We start from the raw sequence: 21,901 nt of genomic DNA, 5'->3' as shown, positions 1-21,901 counted from the left end.
GAGAATGGAGAATAGATAATAGAGAATGGATAATTATTAATACTAAAATGGTGAATTCCCAATTCTTAATTCTTAATTCTTAATTCTTAATTCTTAATTCTTAATTCCTCATAAAAATTCAACAGCTGTTTAGCTAACGCCTTATTCGTATACTGCTCCATTGCCCGTGCATAACCCAAATCTCCTAATTTCTCAGCCAAATCTGGTTGCTTGATTAGCTGCTGTAAACAATGTCGTAACTCCGACTCATCCTTTTCAGGAAACACCAACCCAGCATCCCCAATCACATAGGGAATTTCTCCAGAATCCGAACCAATTACTGGTACTTTAGATGCCATCGCCTCAATCAGCACATGACCAAACTGTTCCTTCCAACCTACACTAGTTAAGGTTTTAAACTTATAATTAGTCTCTGATGGTAGCACCAGAGTATTCATCACATTAATATAACGAGGTACCTCGTCATGGGGAACACTCTCAAGCCAAATCAGTTGGTCTTTAATTCCCCACTCTGCCGCCTTTTCCATCAATATCGGCTTGAGGGGACCACGCCCTAGCAGCAGCCACTTCCACTGCATCCCAGATAACCCAGCTAGGGCTTTACCTAAAGTCAGTAATCCCTTCTCCTCTACAAACCGTCCCACAAATCCCACCACAAAGTCATTGGGTTGAATTCCCAACTGCTGTTTTAACTCTGGCTGAGGTTGGGGACGAAACAGGCTTTCATCTACCCCCAATTGGGGCATTACTTTAGCTGGTCCGTTATAACCATGTTGTCGCAGGATTTCTACCCCATCCTGATTCCCACAAATCAATCCATCGGTATGGCGCAGATTATACCCTTCCAACACAGACACCGGAAATTTTACCTGGTAGGGCAGATTCCACCAAGTAAAAAATAGGTTTTTCGCCTTCAGTCCCAATAGCTTATTCAGGGTAATAAATTGAGCATAACCTAATGCCTTAGCTCCCTGTTCCACTTGAATAATATTGGGGCGAAACTGTTTCAATAAAGGGATAATATCTAGCCCAAATGTCAGCAGCCCCTGATTATTTTCACTAAAGTTAGACACTGGTACCACCCGAAATGAACCTTCCTCACGGGGTTGGGTTTCAATGATGCGATTTTGGACACCACCAGGACGCCAGCGCCGGGGAACCACCACAGTTACCTCAATGTTAGGTTCTAAGTGAGCGAGTGTTCGTAACTTCTCGCAGTTAAGGTCAACAATATAGGAGTGGCTAGCAACTAATATTTTCATAGGTAATTTTTTGACAGTTAATGGTGGCAGGTTGTTCGCGTAGCGTGGCCTTTGGCCAAGGTTGTTCGCGTAGCGTGGCCTTTGGCCAAGGTTGTTCGCGTAGCGTGGCCTTTGGCCAAGGTTGTTCGCGTAGCGTGACCGAAAGGCCAAGGTTGTTCGCGTAGCGTGGCCTTTGGCCAAGGTTGTTCGCGTAGCGTGGCCTTTGGCCAAGGTTGTTCGCGTAGCGTGGCCTTTGGCCAAGGTTGTTCGCGTAGCGTGGCCTTTGGCCAAGGTTGGAGGTTGGATGTTGGATGTTGAAGGTTGGATGTTGAAGGTTGGATGTTGAAGGTTGGATGTTGAAGGTTGAAGGTTGCAGGTTGTTCGCCCTTGGCGTTCCCGTAGTATCAATCAGCTTGGTTGATGTAGGATTACTCACAATGGTGCGAGATCTCAGTTAAACTTAGCTATGGAAGCATTACCAAACTACTTAATACTAGTAAATAGGGAATGGTAACCCTGGAAAAAATAGGTATTTTTAGTTAGTTTTTGGCTTCAAATATACTTATAATAATTTTGGTTATTACAACACCATTCACTTGAAATTATTAGGAATTTAATATCCTGACGTATGACTCCTAAATTTTAAAGCTTTTCATTAAAAAGGCAAGAGCTGATTAGGTTTATTTAATCGTAGTTTTAAGTTTTAAAAACTGGATTCAACCGTCTAACCTTCAACCGTATAATCCTATAACCTTCAACCTTTTAACCTTCAACCTTTTAACCTTCAACCTTCTAAGGGTCTAGCCGAGTATAAATTTGACCATCATCCCAGATAGATTTGATGTGTGTACCAAGTGCTTTTAAAAAACCCAACATGTAGAAACCAGCACGGCTAATAATTTTGATCGGGGAACCACTTTTATTACAAGGAGGATTTCCTAAGACGTGGCAATCAAATAGACGACCAAACAGCCGTAGCTGTTCACTAAGGGTAAGATTTTTCATCCCCATCAAGAAATGGTTGTGATAAAAGGTCAACTGATACTCAAGCGATCGCGTACTAATATCATGACACCCCCCAGTTTCTTCCCCTAAATGGACTAAATAAGCATCTGGGTCATACCAAATTTGATAACCAGTACGGCGAAATCGCAAACAAAAATCCGACTCCTCACGAACCGCACTCCCCCGGAACTGTTCATCAAAGTGCAGCCCATACTTCGTAAAAATCTCCCGGCGGAAAGACATATTGCAGCCTCGGGCTGAGATAACCCGTTGGGGCTTAACGGTATGGACTAAGTCTATGTAATACCATGCAATCCCAGGGTCCATCGCCTCCTTAGGCAAGTCCTCAATAGTGTAAGAGGGAGTGGGGGAATCTGCTGCTGCTCCTTTCTCCGCTAGCTTCATCCGGTCAAATACTCGTCCTGCCACTGCCCCAATCTCTGGGGATTGTTCATAGTTACGAGCATGAGCAGTTAAATACCCCGGTGGCATCTTGATATCATCATCGATAAACACAATAATGTCCCCGGATGCCCGCCTTACCCCATAATTTCTTGCCCCAGGTAAACTCGCCCAATCAACCCGGAACCAGCGAATCTTACCAGCATTAGCCAGCTGCTCTAAATAAGATTGAATCTCTGGTTTGTGGGTTCGAGTTTGATCGACAACCAGTACTTCAAAAGCAGGGTAGTCTTGCTTCAGGACATCTTCCAAGGTATCCCGCAAAGGGTCTTCCCGTCCGTAAGTAGGGATAATTACAGAAATCATTGTCGTTGTTTTTAGTACTTTGTCCTTAAGCATTTAACTGCTGATAATGCCGACAATCGATAACAGTTTAAGTGACATGCTATCCTTAGACATCCGTGGTTTTATGGAAAGTTCGAGAATTCTTAAGCTAAAAGGTAAAACCAATACCAGCATAGTACAGGGAACAGTTATCCGTGCAGACCTGTTGAAAAAACCGTTTGTCGTTTGCCTTTGCCCTTTTGCCGTTTTCCTTTTCCCTTTTTCGATGCCTTCATACCTCGTTTCTTTTTAGGTTGAGGCTCGTTTGCCTGTGCTGCCTCTAGTTTCTCTAGTTCCTCTTGTTCTTGGCGATTGATTTCGGGCAACTTGAGCACAACACCAGTAATCAACCAATAATAGACTGCCACTGGATCTACATCCAAGGGATAGTAATAGGTTTGGTAGCTAATAAACAAAATAAGTACCCAATAGCTGGCACCGATACTCCGCAAATCCTTGTTTTTCACTGAGCGGTAAGCCTTGAAGGTAAGTACAGTAATCGCAGTTACAAATACTAGAAAAGTCAGCAGCCCCAGCGGACCAACTTCATGCATCACTTTGGGAAACCAAGTTTCTACCAAACTGGTTTTACCGAAAACACGAGCAGAGTTAGTCGCTCGTCCTAATCCCAGACCAATTAATGAGCCTCTGAGTCTATGCCAGGTAAAAGCAAATTGATTAAGGATAAAATCATCCGCTGGTGCAGCTTCCCAACGACCGATCAAACTATCTATCCGTTCCTGAACTACTTCAGGAAAAGCAGTTGCAGCAATTCCCAATAAAAGTCCTAATCCCCCCAAAATAGGTAAAAATCGTTTAAGGTTAGTGACTTGACCCGTTAAAACCAGCAAGATTAAAGTTACGGTTGGCACCAAAGCCAGAGCAATCCGCTGACCAGAGACTACTGCCAGAACAAAAACCGATGCCATGGCACCTAAACCAACACTTCGCCAACGAGCTGAGGGGTCGCTGAAAGCAGTAGCAAAGCTAAAAAAGGCATTAGAAATCAGGAACCAGCCCCACTGCCAAGGGGCAACAAAGGTTCCCGGTAAGCGGATTTGTCCCACTTGAGGACTATACAATAAAGACCCACCCACAAAACATCTAGCATCTAGGGAAGCTTTGAATAAGGCAGCCCCGTGTCTGAATTGGGTTCCAGCGCATCTACCAGTTTTGAGCATCATGTACTGAATAAAGGCAAGGCTACAGCAAATAATAGCCAGAACTGTGAACATCCTTGAGAGGAATAGTAATTCTTTCTTGCTACGTATCAGGTAGTAGGCACAAAAGATTAAGGGAATGTATCCCAAAAAAACTTTCAAACCCAAAATTCCCATCAGTATCGGCTGTCCATCTTCGCAGGTTATACCTCTACGCATCCCTGGTAGATCTGAACAAGGGGGAAGTAGTTGCTGGGAGCCATTAGCAAACAAAAGTGTCAGCAAACTTGATGCGCACACAATGCCTAAGGGTAGCATTAGGGATTTGGCTACGATGATCGGTTTTCTTTCCTGCTTACACTGCTGTAATAGACCAATCAAAGCAGGGATATAGATACCATCTTTAGCCAGCTGAAGCAGTGGACTATTGCCAATGGAGTAAATGATTGTGCCACTAAAAGGCATATAGATCATGAATGCCCAAAGTGCTTTGCGAGGATATTTATAGGACAGAACCAGACAAGGCAGACCAGCTACTGCAGCTGCACCAGCTTTAGGATCAACCACCAGAGCCAGCAACACCCCGATAATCGCTCCAAAAGCTGCTGTCATAGTAATAATTTGGATGACTTCTTTACGCGCCCGTTGCGCTCGGCGTTTTTGAGCTAACTGTTGCTTCAGATTTAAGGTTGTGGTCTCAGATGGCGTTTTCCCTTTCTTTGATGACTTAGATTTTGACCGACCTTTGACCATGGCAGAACCATCCCATTGTCTATCGATGTTATTATTCCTTAATTTGGCATGATCAAGTTGAAATTGGTGCTTCTAGGACGATTAAGCCAGCTTGTACAAGCCAAATTCATCACAAATTGATTTGCTCAACGCCTTTCGATTGAAGATGTTAAAGGATAATCTGTCTTCATTTGCTGATATATTCTCACCAGTACCAAGGATATAAACACTACCAGAAAAGGGTAATGGTTTTAGAGGGGTTCCCTTGTTGGCTAGAATACTTTTAACTTTCTCATGATCAATATAGAACTTGTAGTAGCCATAACCCCGATTATATTCAGGTTTCTCAGGTAAATCTAGTAAATCCCATCTAAGAATGTTCGCTGTCCCAGACATTCTATAGAATTGTTTTCGTTTTAAATACAAACAATCTTCTCCATCTCGATACTTATAACCTCTATTAATAAACCAGCCATTGTCCTGAGGATTTTTCCTAACAAATTCCGCTAACTGTTTGCTAACACAATCATCGGCATCGACATTCATAACATGAGTTGGGTCAAATCGACGAGCATAGGTTGATCCTGTCAAAACCTTACGCCCTTTGTCTGTCAATCCTATAGCGATGGGGTTTTGCTCTTTCGGAGTAGGATAATCAACCTCAAGATAAATGATATGGGGATGAGTGAATGTAATCTGTGGCTTTTCATTACAAACAACGATTACTCTAAATTCCGATGATGTTTGATTACATACTGATTTGACACAGCGTTCAAATAATTTAGATACATGTTCCCAAGACTTGGAAATATTTCGACTCTTGAGTGGAATTATGAAAACTAACATGATTAACCTATTTTGATAGAAAAACCAGGGAAAAAAACTCCCATGAATTTGACTATTTGAGCCAAAGTAACGGGAGTTTTAATGTTAGGGTGAGGTTGCCATGGCGTTATTGGACCCTTGAAAGTAATCAAGCATTTCGTAAGCTATAAATATCACGAAAATACTGCCAATAGTTTTCGATGCACCCCTATTCAATATTAAGTTCAAGGTTGTTAACCCTTTTCCCTGAAGCTTTCCACCGATCTAGTTTTTGACTGTAGATGGGCAAGGAGTTCCTGAAGAGAGACTCAGATCAGGGTTGATGATTTACCGTCAACCATAAACCGTCAACCATAAACCGTCAACACAACCCGATCACTGAACCGATCTAAGTTAACAAAGATACAAGTTAACTATGCAACTGCTCAGAATAGTTGCTGGAAACATTTTGATCAATCAGTTAGCTAAATATCGCTCAACGACATTAACTAACTCTGATGTCCAGTGGTGAGCAAGTTTAGAATTGGCCGCTTCGACCATCACCCGGATCACGGGTTCAGTACCAGAAGCACGAACCAGAATTCGACCTTGGTCTCCCATGGCAGCTTCCCCTTTTGCGATCGCATTCGTGATGGCCTCACACTCTTGCCATCGACGTCGGCGTTCTCGGTCTTCTACCCTGACATTACGCAGTAGTTGGGGGTAAGTCTGGAAACTTTGGTCTACTAACTCCCCTAAGGTCATCCCAGATTCACGCACCAAAGAAGCTATATGTAAAGCAGTTAACATGCCATCCCCAGTCAAACCATAATGGTGACAGATGATATGTCCCGATTGCTCACCCCCTAGCATAGCTCCAGTTTGGAGCATTTTAGCTTGGACATGCTGATCTCCGACCGCTGTCCGTAGGAATTTACCCCCCAATTGCTTCCAGGCTCGTTCAAATCCTAAATTTGCCATTACCGTTGCTACCATTAGGTCTTCTGGTAGCTTTTGGGCAGCACGTAAGGTTTGACCCCAAAAATAGAGGATGTAATCTCCATTGATCTCGCGACCCTGGGCATCTACTGCCATCAATCGGTCTGCATCACCATCAAACGCAAACCCAAGATCTGCTTGGTATTCTTTTACCGCAGCTTTGAGCGGTTCGAGGTGAGTAGAGCCACAATTGACATTAATGCGATCGCCATCTGCCTGGTCATGTAAGCAAATGACTTGTGCCCCCAACTGCTCAAATACTTGTCCTGAGAGTCGCACTGCTGCCCCCCAAGCCAAATCCAGCACAATCTTCATGCCTTGTAAATTCGTCACTCCTTTCAGAGGACGGTGAAGTGCTGTGGCATAATCGGTGACCAACCCTGGGCGATAGTGATACTTCCCTTGGGTTTTACTAACTACACCCTGATCAGTAAAACCCCTCAATCCAGCTTCTATATGCTTTTGCAGCTCCTGAGATAGCTTAGTGCCTTTCCCGCTAAAAAACTTAATCCCATTATCTTCTGGAGGATTATGACTAGCAGAAATCATCACACCCCCGATGGCACTTGTAGCACTGCATAGGTAGGCAACACCAGGAGTCGGACATAATCCCAGGTGCCACACCTCTAAACCTGCTGTAGTCAGCCCCTTAGCTAAAGCTGTGGCCAACATATCACTAGAATTGCGCGAATCCTGCCCCAAAATCACCGGTCCTGGTACAGCTGAGTATTCCTGTAACACAAGACCAGCCCAGAAACCCACTTGTAAAGCCAAATCTTCACTTAGCAATGTTCCTGCTCGTCCCCGAATGCCATCGGTACCGAATAATGGGGTTGTCGGTAGAGTTAGGGGTTGCCAAGGTAACCTGACATTGGGGCAGTTCATTGGCTGATTCTTGGATGAGAACTCAGCACTATTCCATCCCTGGATACGGACAGGGGATGTAACCATAATTTCAATTTCCTCACATTACACACTCACTGTGGAGAATAACACTTTATTTTGCTTTGGTAGATATTCATCAATACATCCAACCCATAGTTGTGATCCCATACATGCTTGTGATCAGATTATGATCCAAGTACATTCAGATTATGATCCAAGTACATTTAGCCCTGTGAGCGCTTTGGCCAGAGTTTATCAAAGATTTACTCAACCATTGACTAACTAGATCAAACTAGATTTACCCCTGTTAGGCTTCTGGCAAGACTTTATCAAAATTAACTAACTAAATCCAAATACACTTAGCTCCCAAGGGCCTTCGGGCAAAACTTTACCAAAATTTACGTTCCTCCCTCGGAACTTAGCAGCCACCACCTGGCAATGATCCTGAATTAAACACCAGCATTCTCCAACAACTTTTCCATAGTTTCCAAACTCAGTCCTTGGTGAAGATAACGAGGAGACTGTGGATTATAGGGAGCAGCCACTCGATCTATGCTAATTATCTTTGCCTGTGCTGGTAAGACCGCTACATCTGGGTCAAAGGATGTCGGGCGCATTAAAGAACTGGAAAAACCTTTAAAAATAGCAATTTGATCCTGTTCACCAGCTATCTGTGCGGTAACGATCAATACCTCTTTTGGGCGTTTGATGGTGTATTGTTCTAGACGTCTACCAATGGAATCCATCATCTGTGAGTTGTGAGTTTTCATTTGAAGCAAGACTCCCCACGGCGTTTATGCCGGGGGAGTCTCAAATAAGATGCTACTGCTCTAAAAAATCCAAAGCCAAAACCCATTTCATGGTTCAATAGCTGATCGTCCTTGTTTGCCGAGTCGAAACAGAACGAAATAGCTTAAGTAAAGGACATAGAAGAATAATCCCACCATTCCCATAAAACCCAAAAATCCAGGGGTATAACCAGCATGGAAATACTGTTTGAATAACAAAGGCGGCTGCCTCAACACCTGACAAAATCCAGATGTGATTGCTCCTGGGACAAAGGCACAACGTAGAAATGGAATACTGGTAATTGTCCCCAGAGTACAGTAAATAGTCATTGCCCAACGCCAAGATGTCAGTGCTAGCTTCAAGGGAGTAGCTGGTCTATCATCAATCTCCTCATTCAAGTCAATCCAAAACCACAGGGAGATCGGGATTAGAATACGGGAGCTCAAAGCAGACACATAACCAATCGGCCAACCGACAATCAACAAGTAAACTGTAATCGCTAGGAGACTGGAAACACGCCAATAGATAATCAACAGCCGTACCATCGCATCTGCTTTCTGGAAAAATGCCCAAATTAGCAGCATCAAGGGGATAAATACTGTGAACAGAACTGCCAAACGGTAGTCCATCCAAACCAGTAATTGAATAATTTCATCTTGCATTGCTTGTTGCCGAAATGACCTTGATCTATGTTATTGCACCAATGCCCATACTGGAAATCTAGAAACAAAGCCAAGGAAAGCATCAGGCCAGGAACGCCACCAAAAAGGGTAGCAGGAGCAAATCCTAATCGGGGATTTACTCCTGCTACCCTTTTTGCTGAGTATTTAGCAGAACAATCCTAAAGTCTAGTCGTCATATACCCGGCACTCAGCTGCGTCAGGATTATCATCACAGTACTGCTCAAGGGAGTTTTTGGGCTCGGTATTTTGCCGCTGATGGGAAGCCTCTGCTTGTAGTTCTTCTACGTTATCCCAAGCTACTGCACATTCTGCTGAAGACGAACCTTCAGCATCACAAACGGCTCTAGCTTGTTCACGCTCTTGGTCTATTTTCTCTTGTAATTCGCTCATCTGTCTTTCGCTTTTATAACTTGATTATGTCTATTTTTATTTTGCTGATAGGATGGGTAGTAGTCACCAACCCCGCTTAGCAAAATATTTAACGATAGGAGGCTTAATAACTAGTAATTTCGTTGAAAAGACGACCTAGTTGGTTAGGCGCGTGTGCAACTCCTATCAGGGGTAATGTTTGTCAGACTTTGTCCCGCTTCCGGGAACGGTGATGTTGTAAAGGCTGGTTGGGCTAGCAGCACATGTTTCCCTGACCTTAACTACTAGCGACAGGTCTACGAACTTGCGGTCATTCGTAGGTGTCGTGACCACTACAACTATCGGACTAATGTCCATTACCTGCATCTTAGCTAGGAAATTCCAGATTAACCAGAAATTACCAGGGAATTAACTAAGAGCACTACAATTAGCTACTCTAATTTCTTAGGTTAAAGCAAAAGACATGCTTTAACACAAATTTGTTCTTTATTTTTTAAGGTTCTCCCAATTTTCCCTTACCCCCTAGTCGCTTACACCACTTCTAGAAGTCTTAACCCATTTCCCTTTTAATCGACAGATCTTGACATAGCGGTGCGACAATCATGGGAATTTAATTCTTAATGGGTCAAGCGCACCGGGCTAACTTAATAGGGTTGTTGGGGTGGAAGTTACCTTTAGCCATTACCCTTCTTACCATGGCTGACTTGAGGAAGGACTTCGAGTTAGAGGAACTGGGAATTTAAGGGAGGCCGCGCGCCTTAATAAAAACAGTTTCGTTCCCGCGCTAACGCGCTTCTTTTGATAAACACTAACTTAGATTAAGTTATATTAATATAAGTGTCCCACAGCAAATCCTCTGCTCATTATCAGGTAAGGCTTAGTGGAAGTCTGTGGTAGTTCACCGTTATCATAAAACCTTGAGGAGTGGCCAATCCCCTCCATAGGGAATGGTATCGGGAGTGAAATAGGTAGATATAGATGGCTAATGTGATCAAGTGGGCAAATGCTCTATCAACCCGTGCATCATTAGAAGCGGCAGTGGCCGAAGTGGCAGACTGCCTTGAACAGTCCTTGCCTTCAAGAGCAGATTTGGGTCTGGTGTTCATCTCATCTGCCTATGCCAGTGAGTATGCTCGCCTCATCCCCCTGCTCCAGGAACGATTGTCTTTACCCGTGTTGATTGGTTGTGGTGGGAGTGGCATCATTGGGATGAACACCAATGGTCAGCCTGTGGAAGTTGAGGGAGGACCAGCCCTAAGCCTCAGCCTAGCCTGTTTGCCTGATGTTAGTGTCCATAGCTTTCATATCCCTGGAGACACCTTGCCAGATTTGGATAGTTCTCCTGATGCTTGGGTGGACTTGATTGGCATTTCCCCCCAAGAGCAGCCCCAGTTTATTTTATTCTCTGACCCCTCGTCATCTAAAATTAATGATTTGCTCCAAGGGTTGGATTATGCTTATCCAGGGTCAGTCAAGGTAGGAGGAGTGGCTAGTGGTAGCTCTATGATGGTTAAGAATGGCTTGTTTTGCCTGAAAGACCAGACCCAAGTCGCAAAGTCTCTTTACCATGAAGGAACTGTGGGGGTTGCTCTAAGCGGCAATGTTGTATTAGAAACCATTGTTGCTCAAGGCTGTCGTCCTATCGGTCAAACCTATCAGGTGACTAAAGCAGACCAGAATATCCTGCTGGAATTGACAGCCCTCGATCAAGGCAAGATCACCAGCGGTGAGCCAGCATCCCATCCCCCATTAATGGTGTTGCGCGAGTTAATCCAAAGTATGGATGAGGCAGACCGTAAGCTGGCACAACATTCACTCTTTGTCGGAGTTGCCCGAGATGAGTTTAAACAACAGCTGGATCCCGGAGACTTTCTGATCCGCACTCTGTTAGGTGTAGATCCGAGGATTGGTGCGATCGCTATTGCTGATCGGATTCGACCCGGTCAACGTATTCAGTTCCACCTCAGAGATGCTCAAACTTCAGAGGAAGACTTGGCACTTCTGCTTGAGGACTATCAAAAGCAAACTAAAACCACTCAAGCTGCTGGTGCTTTGATGTTTTCCTGTCTGGGGCGAGGAGAAGGGCTTTACGGTAAACTAAATTTTGATTCCCAAATGTTCCACCGTTACATCAAAGATATTCAGCTGGCGGGCTTCTTCTGTAACGGGGAAATTGGGCCAGTAGGCAGTAGTACGTTTTTGCACGGTTTCACCTCAGTTTTTGGGATTTTCCGTGCTAAAGAGTAACAATACAGAATGAAGAATGAAGAATGAAGAATGAAGAATGAAGAATGAAGAATGAAGAATGAAGAATGAAGAATGAAGAATGAAGAATGAAGAATGAAGAATGGATAAATTCTCAATTCTCAATTCTCAATTCTCAATTCTCAATTCTCAATTCTCAATTCTCAATTCTCAATTCTCAATTCGCGCATTATGGGCAATCAGTAACTACCTGACTACTGACAGAGCTTTAACTAGATGATTGTTATATTATTGTTCTACTCCCTTTGACCCCCCAGCATCAAGCTGAGTTCGTAAGCGCACAGAGTCAGCGTGAGATGGTAGACCTTCTGCTTCAGCAAGAGTCTCAATAGCACCAGCCACTTTATGGAGGGCTCGGTCGGAATACTGAATCAAACTGGAGTGCTTCATAAAGGTTTCCACACCTAAGGCAGAAGCATAACGAGCAGCACCTGAAGTTGGTAGGGTGTGATTGGGTCCAGCCAAGTAATCACCTACTGCTTCAGGGGTTGAGTTACCCAGGAAAATTGCCCCAGCGTGGTGGATATAATCTAGTAAGTCCCAAGGTTGGGTAATTTCTAGTTCTAAGTGTTCTGGAGCAAACTCATCAGACAGTTGTGCTGCCACTTCTAAAGAATCAACAACAACTATTAGACCATAGTGAGCGATCGCTTTTTCTGTCAACAGGCGTCGTGGATGGTCTTTGAGTTGCTGCTGGACTTGCCCCTGCACTTGTTTGGCTAATTGAGCATCAGTGGTCAGGAGAATCGCTGCTGCCATTGGGTCATGTTCTGCCTGAGCCAATAGATCGACAGCCACATGAACTGGATGAGCTGCCTCATCGGCAATAATTAATACCTCAGAAGGACCAGCCAGGGAGTCAATCCCTACAATACCGTAAACCAGTTTCTTAGCCAGGGTTACGTAAATGTTCCCCGGACCGCTAATCACATCCACGTTGGGAATGGTTTCGGTCCCAAAGGCTAAGGCGGCAATTGCTTGGGCTCCACCTACCCGGTAAATCTCATCAATACCGGCTTCCTGAGCAGCCACAAGCACAGCTGGATTAATGCTTTGATCAGGTCTTGGTGGAGTAACCATTACAATTTGGTTAACCTGAGCTACCTTGGCTGGAATAGCATTCATTAACACAGTACTGGGATAGGACGCCCTACCTCCAGGAACATATAGTCCAGCCTTATCTACAGGAGTGTAGCGCTTGCCTAAAACCACATCATCTTCACCAAATTGCACCCAGGATTTGGGAACTCGTTGTCGATGAAATGCCTCGATTTGTCTGGCGGCTAATTGAATTGCATCGAGTAATTCCTTGGAGACCTGTTGGTAAGCCGCATCTAGTTCCGAACCGCTGACTCGCAGTTGTTCTCGACTCAATTTCAGCTGATCAAATTCCTCAGTGTAGTGCAGGAGCGCTACGTCTCCTTGGCGCTTCACTGCCTGTAAAACTTCCCTTACAGTTGCCTCTTTGTTCAGCATTTGGTCAGAAGCCGTGCGATCGCGGATACGTCGCAGTTCAGTTTGTGCCTCAGCCTGCTCAGTTATGATTCGCAGCATGGAGTCGGAGTACCCATCACGCTAGTGTTGCTCGTCCTAGACCAGGTTTATACACTTATTCCTGATCAAAGGTGTCTATGTTTTCTGGACTTACTTTAAGAATATAGCTTAAAGAGGGTGATGCTTGGGTTACGCTATCCGTGTTGATACTAGTTTAATATGATATGTGGTATAATATTATTTCTGGTATCATACCATTTTCTACTGGACGTAACTCCTAAACTAAATTAAGTTAAGTAAACACTGCTGTGGCTAATAACAAGTCTGCCCTCAAACGCATAACAATAGCCGAACGGAACCGAGTTCGGAACAAAGCCTACAAATCAGCGGTGAAAACGCTGACAAAGAACTACTGTGCTGCCTTAGAAGAGTACGAACGCCAACCAAGTCCAGAGGGCTTGGAAGAAGTAAAACGCCGAATGTCAGAAGCATACAGCAAAATTGACAAGGCTGTCAAGCGTAAGGTACTTCATCGTAATAATGGCGCTCGGAAAAAAGCAAATCTTGCCAAAAAGCTCAAAGCTATAGAGGTTAAACTTAACGCTAGTGTGACCGAATCACCTGCTGTATGATCAAATTGCCTCACTCAGCTGGCGGAGCGCTAAGTGGTGATGAGTTGAGCAAAAACCGCTGTAAATTAAACTAAAAATAGATAAATAGATTAAAAACTGTATTGATGCAGTTGATTGATACCCACGTCCATATCAACTTCGATGTCTTTGAGTCGGAGTTAGAGCAATTACGGCACCGATGGCTAGAAGCTGGTGTGGTTCGTCTAGTTCACTCTTGCGTAGAACCGTCTGAGTTTACAGGCATCCAAGCTCTAGCAGAGCGATTTCCCGAAATCTCCTTCGCGGTAGGCTTGCACCCCTTAGATACCGAAAAATGGACTTCCGAAACGGAAAATCAGATTTTGACCCTAGCGCGCTCTGATGCTAGGGTCGTAGCTATCGGAGAAACCGGTTTGGATTTCTATAAAGCAAAGAACCAACAACACCAAATAGAAGTGTTCAAAGCCCAACTAGGGATTGCCCACCAACTCGGCTTGCCACTGATTATCCACTGCCGTGATGCTGCTTCAGAAATGAGGGGCATACTGCAAGAATTTTGGGAAAGTACCGGCTCAATCAGAGGTGTGATGCACTGTTGGGGAGGTAATCCTCAACAGACACAGTGGTTTTTGGATTTGGGGTTTTACATAAGCTTCAGTGGCATTGTGACCTTTAAGAATGCCACTCAGGTAAAAGAATCAGCCACCATGGTACCTAGCGATCGCTTACTCATCGAAACAGATTGTCCGTTCCTTGCACCAGTCCCCAAGCGAGGCAAACGAAATGAACCAGCCTATGTCCGCTATGTAGCCGAGTGCATTGCCGGATTACGAGGGATATCTATAGAAGAGTTGGCGGCTATTACCACCCAAAATGCCTGTCAGCTTTTTGGTCTTAGCCTATCAACAGAAACTCAAGCGCCAAATAGGGATTGGGTAAATCTCAACCAGACCTGAAAGGGGAAAACCATTAGGTAGGTTCTTGATAATTTCAACTCCCTTACTCTGCTATGGTTCAGTAGAAAGAGAATAATGCGGAGACTCCTAGGCTTGCGGTGAACACCTATAAGAGGAAATAACAGGAAATAATCCGACTCTCCGACTCTTTGAATAGTACTTTTGGAAGAGGCTTACCGAGGGATGGTTGACAAAAGTGGAATCAGATGCTACCCTAGGTATTCTGAAGACAACTAACCCAACGATAAGCCCCACAACGGTTTTAGTCTCCAGCTAAGCACACCCTAAGCACAACCCATGTGTAGGGCAGGGCACATCGACGGTGACAAGTGTAACAACAACTAGCACTGGGAGCAATTACTCCAAGTCCAGTATAGTCCAGTATAGTGTTTTTGTTGTTTTCCTGATGCCTGAGTTTCTGTCAATCTAGTAATAGACATGGTTTAAAATCCCACAGATGGATGCGCGAGAAGTTGAAGATTAAAGGCACTCTAAGCCATTTGATTCAAAACTATGAACATCCTATACCTAGAGTAGGGTTACCTGAGGTCGCAGGTGTTCAGCTTAAGAATTCCACGTTTACTTTATCTGTGGGAGTGTCAATTCTAACAGTTGATCTAGTATCTATTAGCTCGAACCCAAGTTTTAAGCAATTGTTCAAGTACAAGTACTGCCTTGGGAAGGGAATCAAAATCGGCGCTGACTTAAAAAGAGTGAAGAACAGACCCCATGACTAATCAGACTTACACAACAGCTACCTATATGTTGCCAGACTTAGTTGAAATTCAGCGTGCTAGCTTTCGCTGGTTCTTGGAGGAGGGGCTAATTGAAGAACTCAATAGCTTCTCGCCGATTACCGACTACACTGGCAAAATGGAGCTGCACTTCTTGGGTAAAAACTACAGGCTTAAGTCTCCTAAATATGATGTGGATGAAGCCAAGCGGCGAGACAGTACCTATGCCGTACAAATGTACGTTCATACCCGCCTGATTAATAAAGAAACTGGGGAGATCAAGGAACAAGAAGTCTTCATCGGTGATTTGCCTCTGATGACAGACCGAGGCACATTTATCATTAACGGTGCTGAGCGAGTCATTGTTAACCAAATTGTTCGCTCTCCTGGAGTTTACTACAAGTCTGAAACTGATAAAAACGGACGTCGTACCTACTCAGCCTCCTTGATTCCCAACCGGGGTGCTTGGTTGAAGTTTGAAACCGATAAAAATAACTTAGTGTGGGTGCGCATCGACAAAACCCGTAAACTCTCTGCACAAGTGCTTTTAAAAGCTTTGGGGCTTGGTGATAGTGAAATTATAGATGCTATGCGCCACCCAGACTACTATCAAAAAACCCTTGACAAAGAAGGGAACCCCAGTGAAGAAGAAGCCCTGCTGGAGCTGTACCGCAAGCTGCGTCCTGGGGAACCTCCCACTGTTAGTGGTGGTCAGCAGTTATTGGAATCCCGTTTCTTTGACCAGAAGCGTTATGACCTAGGTCGGGTGGGTCGCTACAAAATCAATAAAAAACTACGACTGAATATTTCTGACACCGTAAGGGTATTGACCCCCCAAGACATACTCGGGGCAATTGATTACCTAATCAACCTGGAATTTGACATTGGTAGCACAGACGATATTGACCACCTAGGAAATAGGCGAGTGCGCTCTGTTGGTGAACTGTTGCAAAACCAAGTGCGGGTGGGACTAAATCGCCTAGAGCGGATTATTCGGGAACGGATGACCGTTTCAGAATCCGATACCCTTACCCCAGCCTCATTGGTAAACCCCAAACCCCTAGTAGCAGCGATTAAGGAATTTTTTGGCTCCTCTCAGCTTTCCCAGTTTATGGATCAGACCAATCCATTAGCTGAATTGACCCATAAACGGCGTCTGTCTGCCCTAGGTCCTGGGGGGTTAACTCGCGAACGGGCAGGTTTTGCAGTGCGGGATATTCATCCATCTCACTATGGCAGAATTTGCCCTATTGAAACTCCAGAAGGTCCCAATGCGGGTCTGATTGGCTCCTTGGCAACCCACGCTCGGGTGAATAATTATGGTTTTATTGAAACTCCTTCTTACCCAGTAGAAAATGGGCGAGTCCTAAAAGACCGACCGCCCTTGTACATGACCGCAGATGAAGAAGATGACCTGAGGGTAGCACCAGGAGATATTGCCTTAGATCAGGAAGGTTACATCCTGGGAGAGTCTGTACCAGTCCGATATCGACAAGAATTCACCACCACCACCCCTGACCAAGTGGACTATGTGGCGGTATCACCAGTGCAAATTATCTCCGTTGCGACCTCTCTAATTCCCTTCTTAGAACATGATGATGCTAACCGAGCTCTGATGGGCTCAAATATGCAGCGGCAAGCTGTGCCATTGCTTCGACCTGAGCGCCCCTTAGTGGGAACAGGATTGGAAGCCCAGGCTGCTAGAGACTCAGGTATGGTCGTGGTGGCTGCCTGTGATGGTGAGGTGGTGTATGTCGATGCCAACACAATTCGGTTACAGCCTTATCAAACCACCATCAAAGATACCCCAGCTACAGATACCCCAGCCCTGCCAGGGGAAAAGGGAAATGAGAATGAGTTAGAATTTCCTAGCCCTATCCAACCAAAAGAAACCCCAGCAATTATTGAATACTCCCTCCAAAAGTATCAGCGCTCTAACCAAGATACCTGCTTAAATCAACGACCCTTGGTGTATGTAGGAGATGAAGTGGTGGCCGGTCAGGTACTGGCAGATGGCTCTGCTACAGAAGGGGGTGAAATCGCCCTCGGACAAAATATTCTAGTCGCTTATATGCCTTGGGAAGGCTATAACTACGAAGATGCCATCCTGGTTAGTGAACGGCTAGTTTACGATGATGTCTACACCAGTATTCACGTTGAAAAGTATGAAATAGAAGCGCGACAGACTAAACTAGGTCCGGAGGAAATAACCCGAGAAATTCCCAATGTGGGGGAAGATGCCCTGCGTCAGTTAGATGAAACCGGGATCATTCGGATTGGAGCCTGGGTAGAAGCTGGGGATATCTTGGTGGGGAAAGTTACTCCCAAGGGGGAATCAGACCAGCCACCAGAAGAAAAACTCTTGCGAGCTATATTTGGGGAAAAAGCTAGGGATGTACGGGACAATTCTCTGCGAGTCCCCAATGGTGAAAAAGGGCGTGTGGTAGATGTGCGGGTATTTACCAGAGAGCAAGGGGATGAACTGCCACCGGGAGCCAACATGGTAGTGCGTGTATATGTGGCTCAGAAACGGAAAATCCAGGTTGGTGACAAAATGGCAGGTCGTCACGGCAATAAAGGAATTATTTCCCGGATTTTGCCCATCGAAGATATGCCCTACCTGCCGGATGGTACACCTGTAGATATTGTACTCAACCCCCTGGGAGTACCCAGTCGGATGAATGTGGGTCAGGTATTTGAATGTCTATTAGGATGGGCTGGGGAACACCTGAATGCCCGATTTAAGCTTACTCCCTTCGACGAAATGTACGGCGCAGAAGCATCCCGCCTCACAGTCCATAACAAGCTTAAAGAAGCCAGTGATCAACCTGGTAAAGAGTGGGTATTTAATCCCGAGCATGCGGGAAAAATTACTGTCTACGATGGTCGCACCGGAGAAGCCTTTGACCAACCAGTCACAGTGGGGCAAGCCTATATGCTCAAGCTAGTCCACTTGGTAGATGATAAAATTCATGCTCGCTCCACCGGACCGTACTCCCTAGTCACCCAGCAACCCTTGGGGGGTAAAGCCCAACAAGGTGGTCAGCGGTTTGGGGAAATGGAAGTCTGGGCATTAGAAGCATTTGGAGCATCTTACACCCTCCAAGAATTGCTCACTGTCAAATCAGACGATATGCAAGGCCGCAACGAAGCTCTCAATGCCATTGTGAAAGGAAAAGCTATTCCCAGACCTGGTACTCCCGAATCCTTCAAGGTACTGATGCGAGAACTCCAATCCTTAGGACTCGACATAGCTGTTCACAAAGTGGAAACCACAGAAGATGGTAGTAGCAATGATATGGAAGTGGATTTAATGACCGATTCAGAACGCCATCGCACACCACGCTCACCAACTTATGAATCCCTCAACCAGGAAGAGTTGGAAGAAGAACAAGCCTAAAAGGTGGCTCTATAGGAGTGTCTGTGAATAGGGAAATGACAAAATTATGAAAAGCCAAATAGAACAGCGGTTTGACTACGTAAAAATTGGTATTGCCTCTCCTGAGAGAATTCGTCAATGGGGAGAAAGGACTCTTCCCAACGGTCAAATGGTAGGTGAAGTGACTAAGCCAGAAACCATTAACTATCGCACCCTCAAACCGGAGATGGATGGGCTGTTCTGTGAGCGCATCTTTGGTCCAGCTAAAGACTGGGAATGCCATTGTGGTAAGTACAAGCGGGTGCGCCACCGAGGTATTGTCTGTGAACGCTGTGGTGTGGAAGTGACCGAGTCCCGGGTAAGGCGTCACCGTATGGGATACATTAAACTAGCCGCACCCGTGGCTCACGTCTGGTATCTCAAAGGTATTCCTAGCTACCTCAGTATTTTGCTTGATATGCCCCTGCGGGATGTAGAACAGATTGTCTACTTCAACGCCTACGTAGTACTAAACCCAGGTAATGCGGAAAACCTCAGCTATAAACAGCTGCTCACCGAAGACCAATGGCTGGAAATCGAGGAGCAGCTCTATAGCGAAGACTCAGATCTATCTGGGGTAGACGTGGGGATTGGGGCTGAGGCTCTGCAACGACTCCTACAGGATTTGGATTTAGACGCGATCGCAGAAAAGCTGCGAGAAGAAATTGCGGCTTCTAAAGGTCAAAAGCGAGCTAAGCTCATCAAACGGTTGCGAGTGATTGACAACTTTATTGGCACCGGGGCTCAGCCAGATTGGATGGTGCTGAGTGTCATCCCTGTCATTCCCCCCGACCTGCGACCGATGGTGCAACTGGATGGGGGTCGCTTTGCTACCTCTGACTTGAATGACCTCTATCGAAGAGTCATCAACCGCAACAATCGACTAGCCCGGTTGCAGGAAATTCTGGCACCTGAAATCATTGTCCGCAATGAAAAGCGGATGCTTCAGGAAGCTGTGGATGCCCTGATTGACAATGGCAGGCGAGGACGGACAGTCGTAGGGGCAAACAATCGACCCCTGAAGTCCCTCTCTGACATTATCGAAGGTAAACAGGGTCGCTTCCGGCAAAACCTGCTAGGAAAACGGGTGGATTACTCCGGACGCTCAGTGATTGTAGTCGGCCCAAACCTGCATATCCACCAGTGTGGTTTGCCCAGAGAGATGGCGATTGAGCTGTTTCAACCTTTTGTGATTCACCGCCTGATTCGTCAGGGTTTGGTGAATAACATCAAAGCAGCTAAAAAATTGATTCAACGGGGAGATCCCACTGTGTGGGACGTACTCGAAGAAGTGATTGCAGGTCACCCGGTGATGCTAAATCGAGCCCCAACTCTACACCGACTAGGAATTCAAGCCTTTGAACCTATTTTGGTAGAAGGTCGTGCCATTCAACTGCACCCCTTAGTCTGTCCAGCGTTTAATGCGGACTTTGATGGCGACCAGATGGCAGTACATGTGCCTCTATCCCTAGAATCCCAAGCAGAGGCTAGGTTGTTAATGCTGGCATCGAACAATATTCTCTCACCAGCAACAGGTCGCCCCATTATAGCACCGAGTCAAGATATGGTCTTGGGATGCTATTATCTAACCGCCAAAAATCCCAATGCAACCAAGGGAGCAGGTCGTTACTTTGCTAACCTCGAGGATGCAATCAAAGCCTACGAACAAAAGCAAGTACACCTCCATGCCTATATTTGGGTGCGCTATGACGGCATAGTTGACACAGACGAACCAGACAAGGAGATGATTTCTGAAGAATCTTCACCCGATGGTATGGTGACCAAAGTCTACAAAAACCGGCGAGTGAGGGAAACAGCCGATGGTGAACTTATTTCCCAGTACATCCGCACCACCGCAGGTCGGATCATCTACAACAAAACTATTCAAGAAGCCCTATGGGGCTAGGTAAAAGGATTGTGACAGTTAACCAAAGTGTCCACTAATTTACCAAAATATTCCACTATTTGGTAGATTATAAGGATGGCACTCGTACCACTTCGTAAGGCGGTCGAACTTACGGGACTATCTAGGAACACTCTGAGGAAATATGCGGACGATGGAACGATCAAATGCGAAAAAACTCCAGGAGGAACAAGGTTTTTTGACACAGAAAGCCTGCTCAGTCTGGGGCGAAGACAACCAAGACAGCCAGCTACCATCTGTTACTGCCGAGTCAGCAGTAGCAAACAATTTGACGACCTCGCCAGGCAAATTGCCTACATGCACTCCCTCTTCCCGGAAGCGGAAATCATCAAAGACATCGGATCAGGTCTCAACTATAAACGCAAAGGTCTTAGAACCATACTGGAACGGCTTGTGCGAGGAGATCAGCTCACGATTGCTGTTGCCTGTCGAGACAGACTTACCAGATTTGGATTTGAACTCATTGAGTACTTGGTCAGTCTCAACGGTGGAAAAATCCTGGTTCTCGACCAACCTGAAAGTTGCCCCGAGGCTGAACTCACGGCAGATCTTCTCTCCATCATTCACGTCTTCTCCTGTAGAGTCCACGGACTCAGAAAGTACGGGACAAAAATCAAAGAAGATAAGAGTGTTCCTAAACTCTGAACAGCGTGCAATTATCCGCCACTGGTTTGGAGTGTCCCGTTATGTTTTTAATAAAACTGTAAAAATACTAGAAAATGGCGAAAACAAAGCTAACTGGTTTGCCATTAAAACTGAAATACTAAACAACCTTCCCGAGTGGTGCAAGACAGTACCTTATCAAATTAAATCCATAGCGATTAAGGATGCTTGCACGGCTGTCAGGGAAGCCAAGAAGAAGTATAAAAATACTGGCCAAATTAATCGGGTTAGGTTTAGGTCTCGAAGGTAGATTTTGGTAGCTAAAAAGTATCGGTAAGCATTTAGAATGCGCGAATTTAGAATGCGCGAATTTAGAATTAGGAAATTCAAGAGAATGTATAATTTAGAATGTATAATTTAGAATGTAAGATGTTCAAGCTGAG

At 45.2% G+C, this 21,901-nt stretch carries 17 protein-coding genes and 1 pseudogene; 8 read left to right on the top strand and 10 right to left on the bottom strand.

The window, feature by feature from the left end:
• Positions 1–86: 86 nt before the first annotated feature.
• The 8 genes from hpsO to F6K49_RS13820 form a co-directional block, all read right to left on the bottom strand.
• Positions 87–1,262, bottom strand: a complete 1,176-nt coding sequence (gene hpsO, locus F6K49_RS13855) for a hormogonium polysaccharide biosynthesis glycosyltransferase HpsO (protein ID WP_293042633.1) — start codon at positions 1,260–1,262, stop codon at positions 87–89.
• The gene (locus F6K49_RS13850) at positions 1,243–1,677 is read right to left on the bottom strand and encodes a hypothetical protein (protein WP_293069049.1); all 435 of its coding nucleotides are present in this window, start codon (positions 1,675–1,677) and stop codon (positions 1,243–1,245) included. Before F6K49_RS13850 ends, hpsO begins: the two co-directional genes overlap by 20 nt.
• 356 nt (positions 1,678–2,033) lie before the next feature.
• Positions 2,034–3,014, bottom strand: coding sequence for a hormogonium polysaccharide biosynthesis glycosyltransferase HpsN (hpsN, locus tag F6K49_RS13845; protein WP_293097401.1), 981 nt, complete (start codon positions 3,012–3,014; stop codon positions 2,034–2,036).
• Between the two features lie 167 nt (positions 3,015–3,181).
• Positions 3,182–4,945 carry a hormogonium polysaccharide biosynthesis protein HpsL gene (hpsL, locus tag F6K49_RS13840; RefSeq protein ID WP_293097398.1) on the bottom strand — a complete coding sequence of 588 codons (1,764 nt, stop codon included), beginning with the start codon at positions 4,943–4,945 and terminating at the stop codon, positions 3,182–3,184.
• Positions 4,946–5,026: 81 nt separating this feature from the next.
• Positions 5,027–5,770, bottom strand: coding sequence for a glycosyltransferase family 2 protein (locus F6K49_RS13835; protein ID WP_293097396.1), 744 nt, complete (start codon positions 5,768–5,770; stop codon positions 5,027–5,029).
• Positions 5,771–6,205: 435 nt separating this feature from the next.
• A complete protein-coding gene (gene glmM, locus F6K49_RS13830; protein WP_293097393.1) occupies positions 6,206–7,678 on the bottom strand; it encodes a phosphoglucosamine mutase in 1,473 nt (490 codons plus the stop codon).
• Between the two features lie 383 nt (positions 7,679–8,061).
• Positions 8,062–8,361, bottom strand: a complete 300-nt coding sequence (locus F6K49_RS13825) for a hypothetical protein (RefSeq protein WP_293097448.1) — start codon at positions 8,359–8,361, stop codon at positions 8,062–8,064.
• A gap of 108 nt (positions 8,362–8,469) precedes the next feature.
• Positions 8,470–9,063 (bottom strand): DUF3177 family protein, encoded by a 594-nt coding sequence (locus tag F6K49_RS13820; RefSeq protein ID WP_293097390.1) that lies wholly within the window; start codon positions 9,061–9,063, stop codon positions 8,470–8,472.
• Positions 9,064–9,090: 27 nt separating this feature from the next.
• On the opposite strand from F6K49_RS13820, the gene F6K49_RS13815 reads away from it, so the two are divergent.
• The gene (locus tag F6K49_RS13815; protein ID WP_293097387.1) at positions 9,091–9,246 is read left to right on the top strand and encodes a hypothetical protein; all 156 of its coding nucleotides are present in this window, start codon (positions 9,091–9,093) and stop codon (positions 9,244–9,246) included.
• A 3-nt stretch (positions 9,247–9,249) separates the two neighbouring features.
• Here the strand turns inward: F6K49_RS13815 and F6K49_RS13810 are convergent, their stop codons facing one another.
• Entirely contained in the window at positions 9,250–9,474 is a 225-nt protein-coding gene (locus F6K49_RS13810; protein ID WP_293097384.1) for a Calvin cycle protein CP12, read from the bottom strand.
• A gap of 957 nt (positions 9,475–10,431) precedes the next feature.
• Here F6K49_RS13810 and F6K49_RS13805 point away from each other — a divergent pair.
• On the top strand, positions 10,432–11,700 hold the full coding sequence (locus tag F6K49_RS13805; RefSeq protein WP_293097381.1) for an FIST N-terminal domain-containing protein: 1,269 nt from the start codon (positions 10,432–10,434) through the stop codon (positions 11,698–11,700).
• Between the two features lie 246 nt (positions 11,701–11,946).
• Here the strand turns inward: F6K49_RS13805 and hisD are convergent, their stop codons facing one another.
• Positions 11,947–13,272, bottom strand: coding sequence for a histidinol dehydrogenase (gene hisD / locus F6K49_RS13800; protein ID WP_293097378.1), 1,326 nt, complete (start codon positions 13,270–13,272; stop codon positions 11,947–11,949).
• Positions 13,273–13,520: 248 nt separating this feature from the next.
• On the opposite strand from hisD, the gene rpsT reads away from it, so the two are divergent.
• The 6 genes and pseudogenes from rpsT to F6K49_RS13770 form a co-directional block, all read left to right on the top strand.
• Complete coding sequence (rpsT, locus tag F6K49_RS13795; protein WP_293097375.1) at positions 13,521–13,844, top strand: 30S ribosomal protein S20; 324 nt, start codon at positions 13,521–13,523, stop codon at positions 13,842–13,844.
• A gap of 104 nt (positions 13,845–13,948) precedes the next feature.
• Entirely contained in the window at positions 13,949–14,779 is an 831-nt protein-coding gene (locus F6K49_RS13790) for a TatD family hydrolase (RefSeq protein WP_293097372.1), read from the top strand.
• Positions 14,780–15,508: 729 nt separating this feature from the next.
• Positions 15,509–18,913 carry a DNA-directed RNA polymerase subunit beta gene (locus tag F6K49_RS13785; RefSeq protein ID WP_293097369.1) on the top strand — a complete coding sequence of 1,135 codons (3,405 nt, stop codon included), beginning with the start codon at positions 15,509–15,511 and terminating at the stop codon, positions 18,911–18,913.
• Between the two features lie 46 nt (positions 18,914–18,959).
• On the top strand, positions 18,960–20,837 hold the full coding sequence (locus tag F6K49_RS13780; RefSeq protein ID WP_293025775.1) for a DNA-directed RNA polymerase subunit gamma: 1,878 nt from the start codon (positions 18,960–18,962) through the stop codon (positions 20,835–20,837).
• Positions 20,838–20,912: 75 nt separating this feature from the next.
• The gene (locus F6K49_RS13775) at positions 20,913–21,500 is read left to right on the top strand and encodes an IS607 family transposase (RefSeq protein ID WP_293025773.1); all 588 of its coding nucleotides are present in this window, start codon (positions 20,913–20,915) and stop codon (positions 21,498–21,500) included.
• Positions 21,484–21,765, top strand: a pseudogene (locus F6K49_RS13770) (helix-turn-helix domain-containing protein); the annotation flags it as partial. The gene F6K49_RS13775 and the pseudogene F6K49_RS13770, both read left to right, overlap by 17 nt.
• Between the last annotated feature and the right edge of the window lie 136 nt (positions 21,766–21,901).

It is taken from the genome of Moorena sp. SIO3I6, from assembly GCF_010672095.1.
This window is presented reverse-complemented; position numbering and strand designations above follow the sequence as displayed.